This is a genomic window from Bartonella sp. AP1QHHD (genome assembly GCF_042196265.1).
Lineage (GTDB): Bacteria > Pseudomonadota > Alphaproteobacteria > Rhizobiales > Rhizobiaceae > Bartonella.
The window spans coordinates 61,817-77,423 of sequence record NZ_JBHIPW010000037.1 but is presented as its reverse complement, the minus strand read 5'-3'; the positions used below and the strand labels follow the sequence as shown (position 1 = coordinate 77,423).

14 protein-coding genes are annotated in these 15,607 nt (G+C 37.7%); 4 read left to right on the top strand and 10 right to left on the bottom strand.

Annotated features, from left to right (window positions below; translation table 11 throughout):
- Positions 1-160: 160 nt before the first annotated feature.
- The 4 genes from ACFIME_RS03990 to ACFIME_RS03975 all read right to left on the bottom strand — a co-directional run bounded on the left by ACFIME_RS03990 (position 161) and on the right by ACFIME_RS03975 (position 3,970).
- Complete coding sequence (locus tag ACFIME_RS03990; RefSeq protein ID WP_375662635.1) at positions 161-829, bottom strand: ribonuclease HII; 669 nt, start codon at positions 827-829, stop codon at positions 161-163.
- A gap of 166 nt (positions 830-995) precedes the next feature.
- A complete protein-coding gene (locus ACFIME_RS03985; protein ID WP_375662634.1) occupies positions 996-1,904 on the bottom strand; it encodes a 4-(cytidine 5'-diphospho)-2-C-methyl-D-erythritol kinase in 909 nt (302 codons plus the stop codon).
- 237 nt (positions 1,905-2,141) lie between these two features.
- The gene (locus tag ACFIME_RS03980; RefSeq protein ID WP_012754808.1) at positions 2,142-2,990 is read right to left on the bottom strand and encodes a S49 family peptidase; all 849 of its coding nucleotides are present in this window, start codon (positions 2,988-2,990) and stop codon (positions 2,142-2,144) included.
- Between the two features lie 191 nt (positions 2,991-3,181).
- Positions 3,182-3,970: a tRNA1(Val) (adenine(37)-N6)-methyltransferase gene (locus ACFIME_RS03975; RefSeq protein WP_375662633.1), complete on the bottom strand. Its 789-nt coding sequence runs from the start codon at positions 3,968-3,970 to the stop codon at positions 3,182-3,184.
- A 180-nt stretch (positions 3,971-4,150) separates the two neighbouring features.
- Between ACFIME_RS03975 and ACFIME_RS03970 the strand changes: the two genes are divergently transcribed.
- The 4 genes from ACFIME_RS03970 (at position 4,151) to glyS (ending at position 10,272) form a co-directional block, all read left to right on the top strand.
- The gene (locus tag ACFIME_RS03970) at positions 4,151-5,227 is read left to right on the top strand and encodes a polyprenyl synthetase family protein (protein ID WP_375662632.1); all 1,077 of its coding nucleotides are present in this window, start codon (positions 4,151-4,153) and stop codon (positions 5,225-5,227) included.
- A gap of 95 nt (positions 5,228-5,322) precedes the next feature.
- Positions 5,323-7,017 (top strand): tetratricopeptide repeat protein, encoded by a 1,695-nt coding sequence (locus ACFIME_RS03965; protein WP_375662631.1) that lies wholly within the window; start codon positions 5,323-5,325, stop codon positions 7,015-7,017.
- A gap of 91 nt (positions 7,018-7,108) precedes the next feature.
- Complete coding sequence (locus ACFIME_RS03960) at positions 7,109-8,050, top strand: glycine--tRNA ligase subunit alpha (RefSeq protein ID WP_375606430.1); 942 nt, start codon at positions 7,109-7,111, stop codon at positions 8,048-8,050.
- On the top strand, positions 8,050-10,272 hold the full coding sequence (gene glyS, locus ACFIME_RS03955) for a glycine--tRNA ligase subunit beta (RefSeq protein WP_375662630.1): 2,223 nt from the start codon (positions 8,050-8,052) through the stop codon (positions 10,270-10,272). The genes ACFIME_RS03960 and glyS overlap by 1 nt, the downstream gene beginning before the upstream one ends.
- Positions 10,273-10,396: 124 nt before the next feature.
- Here glyS and ACFIME_RS03950 read toward each other — a convergent pair whose 3' ends face one another.
- From ACFIME_RS03950 to der, 6 genes are all read right to left on the bottom strand, one after another.
- Positions 10,397-10,891 carry a F0F1 ATP synthase subunit B gene (locus tag ACFIME_RS03950; RefSeq protein ID WP_375612090.1) on the bottom strand — a complete coding sequence of 165 codons (495 nt, stop codon included), beginning with the start codon at positions 10,889-10,891 and terminating at the stop codon, positions 10,397-10,399.
- On the bottom strand, positions 10,888-11,469 hold the full coding sequence (locus tag ACFIME_RS03945; protein WP_375662629.1) for a F0F1 ATP synthase subunit B: 582 nt from the start codon (positions 11,467-11,469) through the stop codon (positions 10,888-10,890). The genes ACFIME_RS03950 and ACFIME_RS03945 overlap by 4 nt, the downstream gene beginning before the upstream one ends.
- A gap of 144 nt (positions 11,470-11,613) precedes the next feature.
- Positions 11,614-11,844: a F0F1 ATP synthase subunit C gene (locus ACFIME_RS03940; RefSeq protein WP_005773968.1), complete on the bottom strand. Its 231-nt coding sequence runs from the start codon at positions 11,842-11,844 to the stop codon at positions 11,614-11,616.
- Between the two features lie 54 nt (positions 11,845-11,898).
- Positions 11,899-12,657, bottom strand: coding sequence for a F0F1 ATP synthase subunit A (locus tag ACFIME_RS03935; protein WP_375623586.1), 759 nt, complete (start codon positions 12,655-12,657; stop codon positions 11,899-11,901).
- Positions 12,658-12,664: 7 nt separating this feature from the next.
- The gene (locus ACFIME_RS03930) at positions 12,665-13,099 is read right to left on the bottom strand and encodes an AtpZ/AtpI family protein (protein WP_375662628.1); all 435 of its coding nucleotides are present in this window, start codon (positions 13,097-13,099) and stop codon (positions 12,665-12,667) included.
- Between the two features lie 1,064 nt (positions 13,100-14,163).
- Complete coding sequence (der, locus tag ACFIME_RS03925; protein WP_375684530.1) at positions 14,164-15,606, bottom strand: ribosome biogenesis GTPase Der; 1,443 nt, start codon at positions 15,604-15,606, stop codon at positions 14,164-14,166.
- Position 15,607: the final 1 nt, after the last annotated feature.

Genomic DNA, 15,607 nt, shown 5'->3' with positions numbered 1-15,607 from the left:
GAAGATAACATGGCATCCCTCTATACCAAAACAGCCGATAGAAAACGACTTGCAATAGAAGCAATCAAAAATCTTCAAAAAGGTTAGGGATAGACACCCAAAAAAACATAACAGAATCAATGATTATAAAATCCCTTACTCTTGTAATAAATTATTGATTTTAATTGCCTTTTTTACACTCTTTTAGTGGTGCAAAACTATAACGATGTAATCCTATAACTGGTCCATATTTATCAAGAGCTGTACGATGCGCTAGCGTTGCATAACCTACATGCTTCTCTAAACCATACCCTTTATAAACTTGTCCTGCACATTCCATCATCCGGTCACGCGTTACTTTCGCAATAATAGATGCGGCTGCAATGGAAACCGAACGCTGATCACCCTTAATCAACGCCATTGCAGGACAGGACAACTCAGAAGGAATATCACGCCCATCAACAAGGACATAGTGGACTGGAATGGCTAATCCTATAATACAGCGACGCATTGCTTCTAAAGTTGCTTTTCTAATATTGGATTGATCAATTGTACGAGCACAAAGACTGGCAACTGAAACCGCTAATGCACTTTGCAAAATTTCATGATAAAGTCTATTTCGTTGGAGAAAAGAAAGTTTTTTTGAATCATTTAACCCATTAGGAATACGATCTTTATCCAAGATAACTGCTGCTGTTACCACAGGTCCAGCGAGAGGCCCCCGTCCTACTTCATCAACACCTGCTATATGAAAAAAACCCTGTTTTTGCAAATCCAATTCGCACGAAAAATTTGGTTGTAGCGGAAAATTAAACATCTTTGATAAATCACAAATACAACAAACATACATCTATTTCTGTAGACTGATCATTTTTTGCAAGCATTACAGTTTTAAATGGCTCTTCAAACATTCCGCGAATTCTTGCACAAAAAATAAAAAAACACATTTCTTTGGTTACCCTCTTTTATTATGTATAATAAAATCATGATGAAATAAAAGCTTTTATATTTATTTATCAAATATTTCCTAAAGTCATGATAGGTTTTACAAACCAATTTGGGTGCATTGATTTGATAAAAAGAGCTGCTTGTTGCGCCGTTTGTTTATTTTTAAAAATGCCAAAGCAAGTTGCTCCCGTTCCAGACATACGGGAAAAAAGAGCCCCACATTCATCTAATATAGATAACACTTCAGCTAACTGAGGTGCTATTTTTAATGCAGGAGAAAAAAGATCATTACGCGTTTCTTGTAAAACTTCAACTAATGAATCAACACTCTTTAAAGCGTCTGTATTAATTTTTAAAGAAGGATTATGACGCTTCTCTAACGCTTTAAAAACAGCTTGTGTTGAAATCTCTTGTCCATGATTAACCAATACCATTGCTAATGAACAAGCTTCTTTTAGTCGTATCATCTCTTGACCAATTCCTTTAACCAAAAGCGGCTGCTGATACTTTAATGCACAAAGGCACATGGGAACATCAGCACCAAGAACTAAGCTCATTTTTGCTAATTCTTCGTAAGAGCAATCAAGATTCCACTGCCGACGCAACATGCTGATAACCCCAGCTGCATCACCTGAGCCACCACCAATGCCTGAAGCAACAGGTAATGTTTTTACAAGCCGAAAAAAAGCAGGTTGAGCACATTCCGGAAAAGTCTTATGCATAAAGTCCCGTGCGTGAATAACCAAATTGTCTAAATGAGAAACAAGTCCTTTTGCAAACGGCCCCGTCAAAACAAACTGATTATTTTCACAAGGTGCATAGTGTAGACAATCACCGCTAAGACTAAAATAAACCAAACTTTCTATTAAATGATACCCATCAGCACGTTGCCCCACAACATGTAGAGCTAAATTCAATTTAATAGGTGTAAATAAATAGGAATGTCTTTGGAACGAAGTTTGTACATTTGATATCATATGACGTAATATTCACTTACATAGGGTTCTTTTAAAAATTCCCCCCTTTTACCCATAGTTTTAGCACGAGCCCTATAAACAGCTTGGAATATTCTTAATCGTTTTCTAAAAAACAATAAATATAAAGAGTTCTCATACAAAATAAACGATATGTTCTCATTCATATCATTTCAAGCCTTTTTTCTTCTAGCATCTGTTTTTAGATAAAAATCTCTCTGGCTTGAATGATCCTTTCCATCACAAACCATAACGCTGCCAAAGCGCTCGCTCTTCTGCTGCCATCAATGCACTATCAACGACTGTATAAACCGTATGTGCCGTCACTCCTGAAGGCGTTTTAGGTCCTAAAAAACTTTTTGGAGGCATAATAAGTCGAAGTTTTGCATCATTACCAAAGCGCTCCTTAATAACAGAACGTACATCATTCAATCCATCAACCAGACCAAGCTCAACGCTTTGTTTTCCACTCCAAAACATTCCTGTAAAGAGATTCGAATCATCTGATAATTTTTCAGCACGCCGTTCTTTAACCAAATCGATAAAAGTTTGATGCACTTCAAGTTGGAGAGATTTCAAATGCTCAATATCCGCCTTTTTTTCTGGCTGAAATGGATCTAATGTAACTTTGTTCTTTCCTGCTGTGTATACACGCCGTTCGATACCAATTTTCTTCAAAAGTTCCGGAAAACCAAAGGAAGCTGAAACCACTCCAATGGAACCAACAATTGAAGAAGGATCTGCAAAAATTTCATCCCCTGCACAAGCAATCATATAACCACCAGATGCTGCAATATCTTCAATAAACACAAGAACCTTTTTATTTTTTTCTTCTGCCAAGTCACGAATGCGCTTGAAGATAAAACGCGATTGTACAGGTGAACCACCAGGAGAATTAATAATAAGTGCAACAGCCGGTGACTTTTTGTGTGCGAAAGCCTTCTCTAAAAGATTTGCACACCTACTGAGGGAAAGGGTACGAGATATAGATGCTGATGAATCCATAATTGCTCCTTGAAGGCGCACCACAGGAATTTCAAGTTTATCGGAAGAAAAACGGCGTGGAATAAAACTTTTAATAAAATCCATCAAAACAAAATCTCCTTATAAATTAAGAACAATTAAATAGGCAAGGACAACAAAAAGGAACAACGCTATAACATCCAAAAGCGCCAATCAATCCCCACATTACAAGCAGAAATATAATTTCACCCAAAGTCAAACCTCCCTAACAACAAAGTTTGGACTTTAAATAATAAACTAAAAAACACAAGATACTATTAGAAAAGTTCCCACAAGCTTATATATCCATTATTAATTGCATCAACTCGGGGCGAAAAAGTATGGTCATTACCTTCATGTATAACCAATGCCGGTAAAATAGATAAAGCTGCTCGGCTTCCTCGTTTTGCGTAAAATAAAAGACGAATTGCTGCTGTTTTCGCACGAGCATGCACAGGAATTATACAAACACCACCAAAACGCCCTTCTAAAGCACGCAAGATATCTGTCAGCGATTGTGGACGTGCAATGAGCCCTAAGTATCCACCTGGCTTAACAATGGCTGCTGCACTCCGCAACCAATTATCAAACATCGCTTCAGACATAACATGTGCTTCAGATTTTTGTTTATCAGGTGTCTTGCGATCAGTAGGATTATTAAAAGGTGGATTCATAATCGCAAAATCAAAGCTATTATCTATCAAACCTGCTTTTATACGGGCATTCCCTTTGAAGGTAACATCTGCTTCTAGCAAACAAATTCGGCTAGCAAATTGTTTATTTTGTTCTAGCATAAGCGTTTTTTGAGCGTAAGATACCATAAAAGCTGAACGTTCAACTAAAGTAACATGAACTTTCAGACAACGCGAAGCAACAGCCAACCCTGCAGCTCCAGCACCTGCGCCTAAATCAACAACCTTGCCCTTTAAATTACTTGGAACCAAACTAGCCAATAACATCGCATCCATTCCAGAACGATGACCATATTTATGGGGTTGAACCAAATAAAATTTTCCGCGGTGAAAACTGTCAATTGTTTCACCACTCTGATTCGTTGTTTTATCCATTTAAAAGCCTAATGTTCACCTTTATAAACTGCATTTTTGCCATTCAGCTGCTATTTTAAATTTTTTTATTATTTCATAACAACAAGATTACACTCGCTAAAGAACATTTCTTGCCAATAACATTCCAAGCTTACACTTCAAAGCGCCATCAAAAGCTTGAGTCAAAACCAAACCCCCTTTATGCTAGTAAATAAAGTAAATTTTATATATGTCCATTGCAATACTCTAGGAGTAAACACATTGAGCGCAGCTATCAAACCAGAACAAATAAGAAATAATCAAATTTCTCTTCAATCTCTTGTCAATCTTACTCAAAAAGATATGGAGCGCGTAAATCAATTTATTCTCTCTATGGCAAAATCAGAGGTTGAGATGATCCCTGAAATTTCTAACCATCTTATTTCATCAGGTGGAAAGCGATTACGCCCAATGATTACGCTCGCTTCTGCTCATATGTTCGGTTATCAAAGTGACGGACATATAAAACTCGCAACAGCTGTTGAATTTATGCATACAGCAACATTACTACACGATGATGTGATTGATGAAAGTAATTTGCGACGTGGAAAATCCACGGCACGGATGATTTGGGGGAATCAAGCAAGCGTACTTGTTGGTGATTTCCTGTTGGGTCAGGCTTTTAAAATGATGGTCGATGTCGGTTCCATAGAAGCGCTCTCTGTCCTAGCGAGCGCTGCTGCAATTATAGCTGAAGGAGAAGTTATGCAACTTTCTGCTGCAAAAAATATCAAAACCAGCCCTTCAGACTATCTCAAAATCATCAATGCCAAAACAGCAGCACTTTTTTCAGCAGCCGCTGAAGTAGGACCGATTGTTGCTGGCTATGGACATAAAGAGCGTTCTTCATTACGTGAATATGGAACATCTTTAGGTTTAGCTTTCCAATTGATTGATGATGCACTTGACTATAGCGGTAGTGCTCAAAGCTTAGGAAAAAATATAGGGGATGATTTTAGAGAAGGAAAAATAACAATGCCTGTTATTATCGCATATGAACGTGGAAATATAGTAGAAAAAAATTTCTGGAAACAAGCACTTGAAGATGGCAATAACAATAATGAAGCCTTCGCATACGCGCAACACTTAATAGAAAAGTATGATAGTATCACAGATACAATAGAACAAGCACGCATCTATGGAAAATATGCAATTGATGCTCTTGTTCCCATGAACGAAAATCTTGCTTACAATGCTCTCGTTGAGACTGTTGAATTTTGTATTGCGCGCGTAAACTGAATTCTTTGCAAGAAGCGCAGTATTTCTCAATAAAGTAATGAGATATGATCTATAAACAACACCATCGATTGATTATCTTGAAAAGGATTAGCTCCATGTGCTCTGCAACGGTATCTCGACTTTTTGCCCTCTTTATCGTGGGTATCATGCTGATGCCATCCCTCACCTACAGTAAAATAAGTGCAGCAACTCATACAAGCTCATTTACAGGTGCTTATTTAGCTGGAAGGGTTGCAAATCATGAAAATAAAACAGAACTTGCTATCAATTATTTTAAACAAGCACTGGTTTATCAACCTGATAACATTGAAACACAAAAAGAGCTCCTTGAAGCTATGCTCTCAGTCGGAAACTTTAAAGAAGCTGTCCAACAAGCCCAAAAACTCAAAGAGAACGATGTTATAACTCCCTTTGTTTCCTTAACTTTGTCAGTAGAAAGTCTCATCAAAAAAGACTATAAGAATGCCAATTTTCTTCTACAATCAAAAGAACCTCCGAAATCCAATAATCCAATACCTGAACTCATCAGCGCTTGGATTACATTTGGATCTGGACAAAAATCTCAGGCAATCGATGATCTTAAGAAACTCAAAGGTCCTGTCTGGTATGACCTTTTTATATCTTATCATCTAGCACTTATGAGCGACCTTGCAGAACGGCCAAAGGATGCAAAAAAATATTTCATTAAAGCACTGAATAACAAACAGGGAACTCTTATCGCGCCTAATACTTATGAGCGTATTATCATAGCCTATGCCTCATTCCAATTGCGCCATAATATGCGCAACCAAGCTCTTCAAACAATCCAGCATGGCGAACAAATGTTGTCAGATCGAGAAGTCCTTAAAAACTTTCGAGAAAAAATTGAAAAAAATTCTTTCTTAGAGAGAGTTATTAAAACACCTCAACAAGGAGCAGCCGAGGTATTATATAATTTTGGAACAGCCCTCAACTACAAAAACTCAGGGCGAATTGCACGTATTTTTAAGCAATTATCTTTCGCCTTATACCCTCAAAATGACGCAACACTGTTTCAGCTCGCACACATTTCTGCTAAATTGAACGATCCACATCAAGCAATTAAACTTTATCGCGCTTTATCCCCTAAATCTCCTTATTATAAAGATGGACAACTTCATCTTGCATTCCTTCTTGCCAATAACAACAATTACAAAGAAGCAATAAAATTACTCACATTGTTAAATAAAAAATTTCCCAATGATCGTAATATTTTGATAACGCTCGTTGCTTTTTATATGCAGGACAATAAATTTCTTGAGGCCATTAAAACTCTAGACTACGCTATTACAAAGATAAAAAACTTTCAGCAGGACGATTGGAAACTCTTTTATCAGCGTGGTATTGCTTTTGAACGTTTAAAGCAATGGCCAAAAGCAGAACTTGACTTGCGAAAATCACTTGAATTTTTCCCAAATCAACCGCAGGTTCTTAATTATTTAGCCTATTCCCTTGTGGAACGTGGTGAGAAGCTTGAAGAATCGCTCCGTATGCTACAAAAAGCCTCTGCTTTACAAGCTCACAACAGCCATATTCTCGATTCTTTAGGGTGGGCTTATTATAAACTAAAAGAATATAATAAAGCAGTGCAAATATTAGAAAATGCTGTCAGATTACAACCTGAGGACCCAACACTAAATGATCATTTAGGGGATGCCTATTGGAAAGTTGGGCGTAAACGTGAAGCAATCTTTCAATGGAACCATGCAATTGACGGAAAACCAGAAAATTCTGAACAAATTCAAGAAAAGTTGAAATTTGGTTTGCAATAAACGATGCTTAACCATAAATCACATGAATAACAAATAGAGAAACTAAAATTACTTTGGTTTTTTGTTTAGTCCAATATAAAGAGTATAAAGCGTGAAACTGCCTGAACATCTTAACCCCAAACGTTCTTTTCAGGGACTAATCTTAACTTTGCAAAATTATTGGGCACACTATGGATGTGCAATTTTGCAACCTTACGATATGGAAGTCGGAGCTGGGACTTTTCATCCAGCAACAACATTACGCTCTCTAGGACCACGCCCTTGGAAAGTTGCTTATGTCCAACCCTCTCGACGTCCAACAGATGGCCGATATGGTAAGAATCCAAATCGTTTACAACACTATTATCAATTCCAAGTGCTTCTCAAACCCTCTCCGCTCAATCTACAAGAACTTTATATAAAGTCGCTACAAGCTATCGGGCTTGATACAAAACTGCATGATATTCGCTTTGTTGAAGATGATTGGGAAAGTCCCACTCTTGGTGCTTGGGGGCTTGGATGGGAATGTTGGTGCGATGGAATGGAAGTCTCTCAATTTACTTATTTTCAACAAGTGTGCGGCATTGAATGCGCTCCTGTTTCAGGGGAACTCACATACGGTCTTGAGCGTCTAGCGATGTATATCCAAGGGGTTGATAACGTCTATGACCTTAACTTTAATGGTTTGGAGGGAGAAAACAAAATAAGTTATAGAGATATTTTTTTACAAGCAGAACAGGAATACTCATATTATAACTTCGAATTTGCTGATACAAAACTGCTCCATCAGCACTTTATCGATGCAGAACGCGAATGCAGCGCACTTCTTGATGCTGGAAAACCAAATAAAGAAAATGTATTCCATCGCTGTGTTTTTCCTGCCTATGATCAATGTATTAAAGCGAGCCATATCTTTAATCTTTTGCAAGCACGTGGCGTTATTTCTGTAACCGAACGACAAAATTACATTCTTCGCGTTCGTAATCTCGCCCGCCGTTGTGGGGAAGCCTTCTTACTCACAGAAGCTGGACAAATATATACTGGAGAAGCCTAATGTCTGATCTTCTTCTTGAACTTTTCAGTGAAGAAATCCCTGCACGTATGCAACGAAAAGCTGCTGCTGATCTTAAAAAATCTGTTACAGATCAACTTGTGAATGCTGGATTGATCTATGAAGCTGCTCGTGAATATTGGACACCTCGTCGGCTCACATTGGACATACGCGGACTTTCCATACGCTCCAAAGATATCCATGAAGAACGCAAAGGTCCCAGTATAAAATCACCACAGCATGTAATTGATGGTTTTCTACGTGCAACAGGATTAAACGATATTTCTGAAGCGCATATTGGACATGATGATAAAAAAGGTCATTTTTATATTGCTAAAATTGTTAAAAAAGGTCGAGCTGCAGAAGAAATTATTGCCGATATTTTACCGGATATTATCCGCAACTTTCCGTGGCCGAAATCTATGCGTTGGGGAAAAGATTCAGCACAAAGTGGTACTCTGAAGTGGATTAGACCTTTACAAAACATTCTTTGCATCTTCGGACCAGAAATTGGTGAAACACATGTTATTCCGTTTACAATTGGTTCTCTTAAAAGCAATAATTTAACTTATGGTCATCGTTTCTTAAGTGATGGAAAGCCATTTCAAGTGCGCCGCTTTGATGACTATGTTACTCAACTTGAAACCCATAAAGTCATTCTGGATGCCGAAAGACGAAAGAATATTATTTTAGCTGATGCCCAAAATCTCTGCTTTGCAAACGGTTTAGAACTGGTTCAAGACAATCCCCTCCTAGAAGAAGTTGCTGGTCTTGTTGAATGGCCTGTTATCTTGATGGGTGATTTTGACCAATCATTTCTTGATATTCCTCCAGAAATTATTCGCTTGACCATTCGAGCCAATCAAAAATGTTTTGTCACCCGCAAACAAGGAGAAAAAGTAAAACTTTCTCATCATTTTATTCTCGTTTCTAATATTCTTGCAAATGATGAAGGCAAAGAAATTTCGAAAGGAAATAGTAAGGTTGTCCGTGCCCGTCTTTCTGATGCACTTCATTTTTGGCAAACCGATCAGCGTGATTTGCCTGATCTTCAACAATTGGAATCTTCTATAAAAAAATTTCAACTTGATATAAAAAAGCCTCTCGATCAAAGAATGGCACGACTTGATCATTTGAATGTAACTTTTCATGCTAAATTAGGTACACAAGGAGCAAGGGTAGAACGCATTGCTACACTCGCACAAGAAATTGCCCCTTTGATACAAACAGATCCTCTTTTAGCAAAACGTGCAGCCATCCTTGCAAAAGCTGATTTGCAAACAGAAATTGTCGGAGAATTTCCTGAACTACAAGGTGTTATGGGGCAAAAATACGCCCTTCTTCAAGGGGAAGATCCTCGCATAGCTGTAGCAATCGAAGACCATTATAAACCTCAAGGACCAACAGATCGTCTTCCACAAGAACCACTTGCTATAACCGTTATGCTCTCCGACAAAATTGACATGCTCGTTGGCTTTTGGCTCATTAATGAAAAACCAACGGGCTCAAAAGATCCCTATGCGTTAAGACGAGCAGCATTGGGAATTATTAGGCTTGTACTTTCGCGAGATTGGAAAATCAATCTTATGCCACTGTTTCAGTTAGCAATGAATCTTTTCTTACAACAAAAAAATAAATATGAAATCTCTCAAAGAGAAAATTCACAATTGATGAATCTGCTTCCAGAAAAAAATGAATATATTTTATCAGACCTGTTATTCTTTTTTCATGACCGTTTGAAAATCTATCTAAAAGAGGAAGGTGCTCGTTACGATGCCCTTGAAGCCGTTTTAAATAAAGATTCTGATGATTTTTTATTGGTTGCACGTCGTGTCGAATCGCTTATCGCTTTTATCAATACCCATGATGGAATGAACTTTGTAGCCTCTGTAAAACGTACTGCCAATATTCTTGAAAATGAATTTCAAAAAAGCACAACAATAGCGAATGAAATTAATCCTGAGCTCTTTGTCGAGAAAGAAGAAAAGCAGCTCTATCATGCAATCTGTGAAGTAGAAAGAAAGGTTCTTGCCCCCATCAATGCAACAAATTTATCATTTGCCCTCAGTGTGCTAGCGCCACTTGGAAAATTGATTGATATATTTTTTGAAAAAGTATTGGTGAATGATAAAAAACCTGATATTCGTGCTAACCGTCTTGCTCTTCTCAAACGCACTTACATTGTGACACAATCGGTTGCAGACTTCTCAAAACTTGTCATTTAAAATCAAAATACCCTATTAACTGATAAAAACAATAAAGATAATTTTTTCTTTTTTATGACTTTTATTAATTAATATTGAGAAAATTATGCAACCAAAGAGAGTGTTCTTTATCTCTCAAATATCATTAATTAAGATATGTTTTCATTTTGATAAATGATTCTTTCTCAAGAGACTCTTTGATAAGTTCATCAGCCTTGTTAGAATCTATTTCCCTTGCAATAAGGGTACGTGCTGTAGAAATTGCCAAATCAATCGCCGATGAAGAAACCATGCGTATTGCATCGGCTTCTGCTTGGGCAATTTTTTGTTCTGCCAATTTATTGCGGTTTTTTACATATTCTTCTGCTTTTGCACGGGCCTCAGCAATAACAGATTCAACTTCATGCTTTGCTGCTGCAATAATTTCTTGCGCATCTTTTTCTGCTTCTGCATGTTTGCGTTGATATTCAGCCAATATTTCCTGTGCCTCTTCACGAAGACGCAGCGCCTCATCCAGTTCATCTTTGATACGTTTCGCGCGTGCATCAAGATGGTGTATAACCCTCTGTGGAATTTGGAAATAGACTAAAAGAGCCAAAAAAAGAACTAACCCAACAAATGCCCAAAAAGTATCAGTCATCTTTGTCTTCCTCCATAATCCGCAGTTTTAACAACTGAACGAACAGCCTCTTTGCTGATATCAACGTCAATCAATTTTTTCACAATTTCAAGAGCTACTTCTTCAGCGATAGAACCAACATTTTGCATCGCTTTATCCCGAATTTTTGTTATCTGTTTTTCAGCATCTGCGAGTTTTTTCTCTAGACTCTCTTCAATTTCTTTCCGTTCAAGCTCTGCCTTTTCTTTTAATTCTTCACTAGCTACCTGCGCTATAGCCTGCGCGTTCAAACGCGCTTCCGCTAATTTCCGCTCATAAGTTTCAACAACAATGTCTGCTTCTTGCTTCATGCGCATTGCCTGATCTAAATCAGATGCTATTCGATCTCGCCGTGTTTCAATAACACCGCCAATACGTGGTACAATTACACGGGAGATAAAAAGATAAAAAAGTCCGAAAGAAATTGCCAACCAGAAAAAATGCGAACCAAAATGCACAAAATCAAAAGGCGGAAACACACGATTTGCATGCTCTGCCACCTTTTTAATATGTTCTATCGACGTTTCAGTGTTCTGTGCATAAGCGCTTGAAACAAACATCTTCTTTCATCCTTTAAATAGCTTATTAAAGCCCTCTATAACCGATGATAACTGACTAACATCTCTCTGGCATCTCTCTGGTTAAGAGCCTAAAAGGGTAAATCTTTCCTCATGCAAGAACATGATATACCCTTTTGATGATGATTAAACCCCAAAAAGAAGTAATAAAGCAATGAGCAATGAAAAAATTCCCAAAGCTTCTGTTACAGCAAAACCAAAGACGAGACGTCCAAACTGACTATCTGCTGCTGATGGATTTCGTAATGCACCAGAAAGATAGCTACCAAAAATATTACCAAGTCCTAAAGCTGTTCCAGCCATACCAAAGCAAGCAAGACCAGCACCAATATATTTTGCTGCAAGCACCATTTCCATGTTATTCTCCTTTAAAGCGAAATTGCATTATTCGACGGAAAACCGCCAGTTCTATTAATGTCCTGGATGAATTGCATCATTAAGATACATACAAGTTAAAACCGTAAAGACGTAAGCCTGAAGAAATGCGACCAAAAACTCAAGAGCAGTAATTGCTACAGTCATAATAAGCGGTAAAATCGAACCACCCACACCTACGAGTCCTACCCCAATCATTGAAACAACAAACCCAGAAAACACTTTAAGCGTAATATGACCAGCAAGCATATTCGCAAAAAGACGAAGAGAAAGACTAATTGGACGGGAGAGAAAAGAAATAACCTCAATCATTGTCACCAGAGGTAAAACCACAACAGGAACTCCACTGGGAACGAACAGTTTCAAAAAACTGACCCCATGCTTATAAAAGCCATAACCAATCACCGTCAAGATTACCACCATTGCTAACGAAAACGTGATCATGATTTGAGACGTAACCGTATAAAAATAAGGAAAGAGACCAATAAAGTTAGCAACCAAAATAAAAGTAAACAGAGAAAAAACTAAAGGGAAAAACTGCATTCCCTGCACACCAGATGATTCCCGCAGAGTCGATGCTACAAATTCATATGCCATTTCCGAAAGAGACTGCATCCGCGTTGGAACCAATCCACGACTCGATGATGAAATAAAGAGAAAAATAGAAGTTACAACAACCGTGAGGACTGTAAACAATGATACATTTGTAAACGATAAATCCATATTTCCTATGGAAATCTTAATCAGCCTTGAAACCTCAAACTGATGAATAGGATCTGGAGCGTGTGCTGTCACTTCAACCTCATTTATCGGACCTCTCATTGGCCCCTTTATCTTGTTTATCTTGGCGCAATACGCCTTTTTTTCCTAATTGACTGGAGGAAACATACCCCACAGACCGAAGAATACTCAATACACCCGCAGCAAATCCAAAGAAGAGAAAAAATACCAATCCCCAAGGCCATGAACTTGCTAACTTATCAAACCCCAACCCCAAAACAATACCAACTATAATACTTGCCAGAAACTCACTGGAAAGCTTAATTGCATCTGCCATCCTTCCTTGTGATTTTTCCCGCTCACTCTTATACTCCCGCTTCTTTAATGCTTGCTTGCGCACTAAAGCTACGCTTAAGTTCCTACTACGACATTCCAAATCCTCTGAATGAAGACACTCTCCTTGCTTTTTCTCTTCAGCCTCCTTACGGCTCATAACGGGTTTCTCGCCCATCGCCATCATTGGCTCCTTAATTAAAAAGCAACGTAAGAATACATTTCATAAAACCGTGTGCATCATATTGTTCCCGAATTTATTCGTCAAGATACTAAAAGAAATCTATCACAAGTTATCGTATAAATTTCATTGCAGAAATAACGTATTTTTCAATTTACATGCTTTCTTAAAAAGATATTCTAAGCACCTAAACCGATTTCACGACAGCACCCGTGAATGTATAACGAAAAGTTCCCGTGAATAATATAAAACTTATAGAACAACCATTTTACGCTTAACGAAAGGTGTAAACTAATACCATCTTATTTTCCGGCTCCCAATGTTATATCAGTCCTAGTTTTGAAAGAGAACATAGAAAACTAAAAACAGTATGAGAACGTTGGTTTTCTCCTTTTATTCGAATAAACTTGCACTTTTCATTTTATGAAAATGATAATAATCAATGGTTTCTGTATGATCCTATTCGCAAAGTATTTTATATACACCATTACAAGCCTCATCACGAAATGAGCTTGAGGGTATTAAGAGAAGCTCCTTTAAATACAAGATATTAATAAATCAAAAATTTCAAATAGATTAAGCCAATAGAACACAATAAAATTTAAATATGATTACCATACCACTTTATACAATTTTAATCTACTTTTATAAACTTCGCTCCTTACAATTGAATATCTGTGGATTCAGCAAATATTTTTGCTTTTTATTCAGACAAACAAGCAAAAGCGCTTATTCATAAGCTTTATTTTTATGAAACGATAATCTAATGCTGCTTTTCAAACAAGCATCATAATTATATTCCCCTACCCTCATATTGCATCTATTCTTGCACTTAAATAACCCATTAAGAGGATTATGTACTCTTTCTTAAATACTCCCTATTAAACTCTTCTCATGACATGCAAATAAATGATCTTTATCAAGATGAGAGAGCTCTATTCAATAGCGCTCATGATAAATGATTATCAATAAAATTAAAACTTTAGCAAATAAAACTTTTTCTTTTATGAAAAGAAAGATCATAAAAAAACTTATTTTTAAGATTCTTAATTATAGATTTCATTCACTTAAAAAATTAAAGAGTTATCATTTCTCTTGGAACGTGTCGCAAAAGGATTATCAGAGGCTCGTAATGATATGCGAACGGGTATACCAGACATATCAAATGTTTCACGTAACCCATTGACAAGATAACGCAAATACGACTGGGGCATACTTTTGGGGCGCGAGCAGGAAATCATAAATCCAGGAGGACGTGTCTTAACCTGTGTGATGTATTTAACCTTAAGTCGACGTCCAGAAACCGCAGGAGGTGGATGATGTGCCACAACAGTTCCAAGCCATTGGTTCAATTTAGCCGTCGAAATGCGACGATTCCATACACGGTGCATCATCATGACATTTTCCATCAGTTTATCAATCCCTTGACCATATTGTCCTGATAAAGGAACAGCTCTCAAACCACGAACTTGAGGAAGAAATCGCGCACATTTTTCATGCAAATCAATCAATGTGGTCTGACTGTTTTCAATAAGGTCCCACTTATTGAAAGCAATAACTGGAACACGCCCTTCACGAATCACAAGATCAGCAATTTGTAAATCCTGCTTTTCAAAAGGTATCGTTGCATCAAAAACAATGACCACCACTTCTGCAAAACGAATAGCACGTAAAGTATCTGCAACAGATAGTTTTTCTAATTTTTCTTGAATTCTCGATTTTCGACGTAAACCTGCAGTATCAAAAAGTTTAATATGACGACCACGCCATTCCCAATCTACAGAAATAGAATCACGCGTGAGTCCTGCTTCTGGTCCTGTTAACAATCGCTCTTGTTTCAACATACTATTGATAAGAGTGGATTTTCCTGTATTGGGACGCCCCGCAATTGCAATCCTAATGGGCTTACTTTCATCGTAAATAAGCTCCTCTTCTTCCAAATCCTTTACATCATCACCAACAGATGCAGGTTGTATCATTCTATCTTCTTCTTTGTTGTTGCCAAAAGCATGCTCTGACCCAACAGCATCTATAATTGCATCACGCAGATCACTAAGTCCCAAACCATGTTCAGCCGATATTGGGCACGGCTCCCCCAAACCTAATGACCACGCCTCATACTCTCCTCCTGTTGCCGCTCTTGACTCAGACTTATTGGCAACAAGCACAATTGGCTTTCCTGATTTGCGAACCAATGAAGAAAAATTTAAATCACTTGATGTTATTCCGCTCTTTGCATCAAATACAAATAAAATAAGATCCGCTTCATCAATTGCAACTTTTGTATGAGAACGCATACGCCCCTCAAGTGTATGATCACCTGCTTCTTCCAGCCCAGCGGTATCAATCACATCAAAACGTAGATCTTGAAGTTTTGCCGCATGAATACGCCGATCACGTGTTACACCAGGCTTATCATCAACCAAAGCCAATTTTTGCCCAACCAAACGATTAAATAGTGTTGACTTCCCAACATTGGGACGACCAACGATAGCAATGGTAAGGCTCATC

Excerpts from the sequence above, each read along its gene's own strand:
- ACFIME_RS03990 (WP_375662635.1), bottom strand. The coding sequence starts at position 829 with ATGTATGTTTGTTGTATTTGTGATTTATCAAAGATGTTTAATTTTCCG.
- ACFIME_RS03985 (WP_375662634.1), bottom strand. The coding sequence starts at position 1,904 with ATGATATCAAATGTACAAACTTCGTTCCAAAGACATTCCTATTTATTT.
- ACFIME_RS03980 (WP_012754808.1), bottom strand. The coding sequence starts at position 2,990 with ATGGATTTTATTAAAAGTTTTATTCCACGCCGTTTTTCTTCCGATAAA.
- ACFIME_RS03975 (WP_375662633.1), bottom strand. The coding sequence starts at position 3,970 with ATGGATAAAACAACGAATCAGAGTGGTGAAACAATTGACAGTTTTCAC.
- ACFIME_RS03970 (WP_375662632.1), top strand. The coding sequence starts at position 4,151 with ATGCTAGTAAATAAAGTAAATTTTATATATGTCCATTGCAATACTCTA.
- ACFIME_RS03965 (WP_375662631.1), top strand. The coding sequence starts at position 5,323 with ATGTGCTCTGCAACGGTATCTCGACTTTTTGCCCTCTTTATCGTGGGT.
- glyS (WP_375662630.1), top strand. The coding sequence starts at position 8,050 with ATGTCTGATCTTCTTCTTGAACTTTTCAGTGAAGAAATCCCTGCACGT.
- ACFIME_RS03950 (WP_375612090.1), bottom strand. The coding sequence starts at position 10,891 with ATGACTGATACTTTTTGGGCATTTGTTGGGTTAGTTCTTTTTTTGGCT.
- ACFIME_RS03945 (WP_375662629.1), bottom strand. The coding sequence starts at position 11,469 with ATGTTTGTTTCAAGCGCTTATGCACAGAACACTGAAACGTCGATAGAA.
- ACFIME_RS03940 (WP_005773968.1), bottom strand. The coding sequence starts at position 11,844 with ATGGAAATGGTGCTTGCAGCAAAATATATTGGTGCTGGTCTTGCTTGC.
- ACFIME_RS03930 (WP_375662628.1), bottom strand. The coding sequence starts at position 13,099 with ATGGCGATGGGCGAGAAACCCGTTATGAGCCGTAAGGAGGCTGAAGAG.
- der (WP_375684530.1), bottom strand. The coding sequence starts at position 15,606 with ATGAGCCTTACCATTGCTATCGTTGGTCGTCCCAATGTTGGGAAGTCA.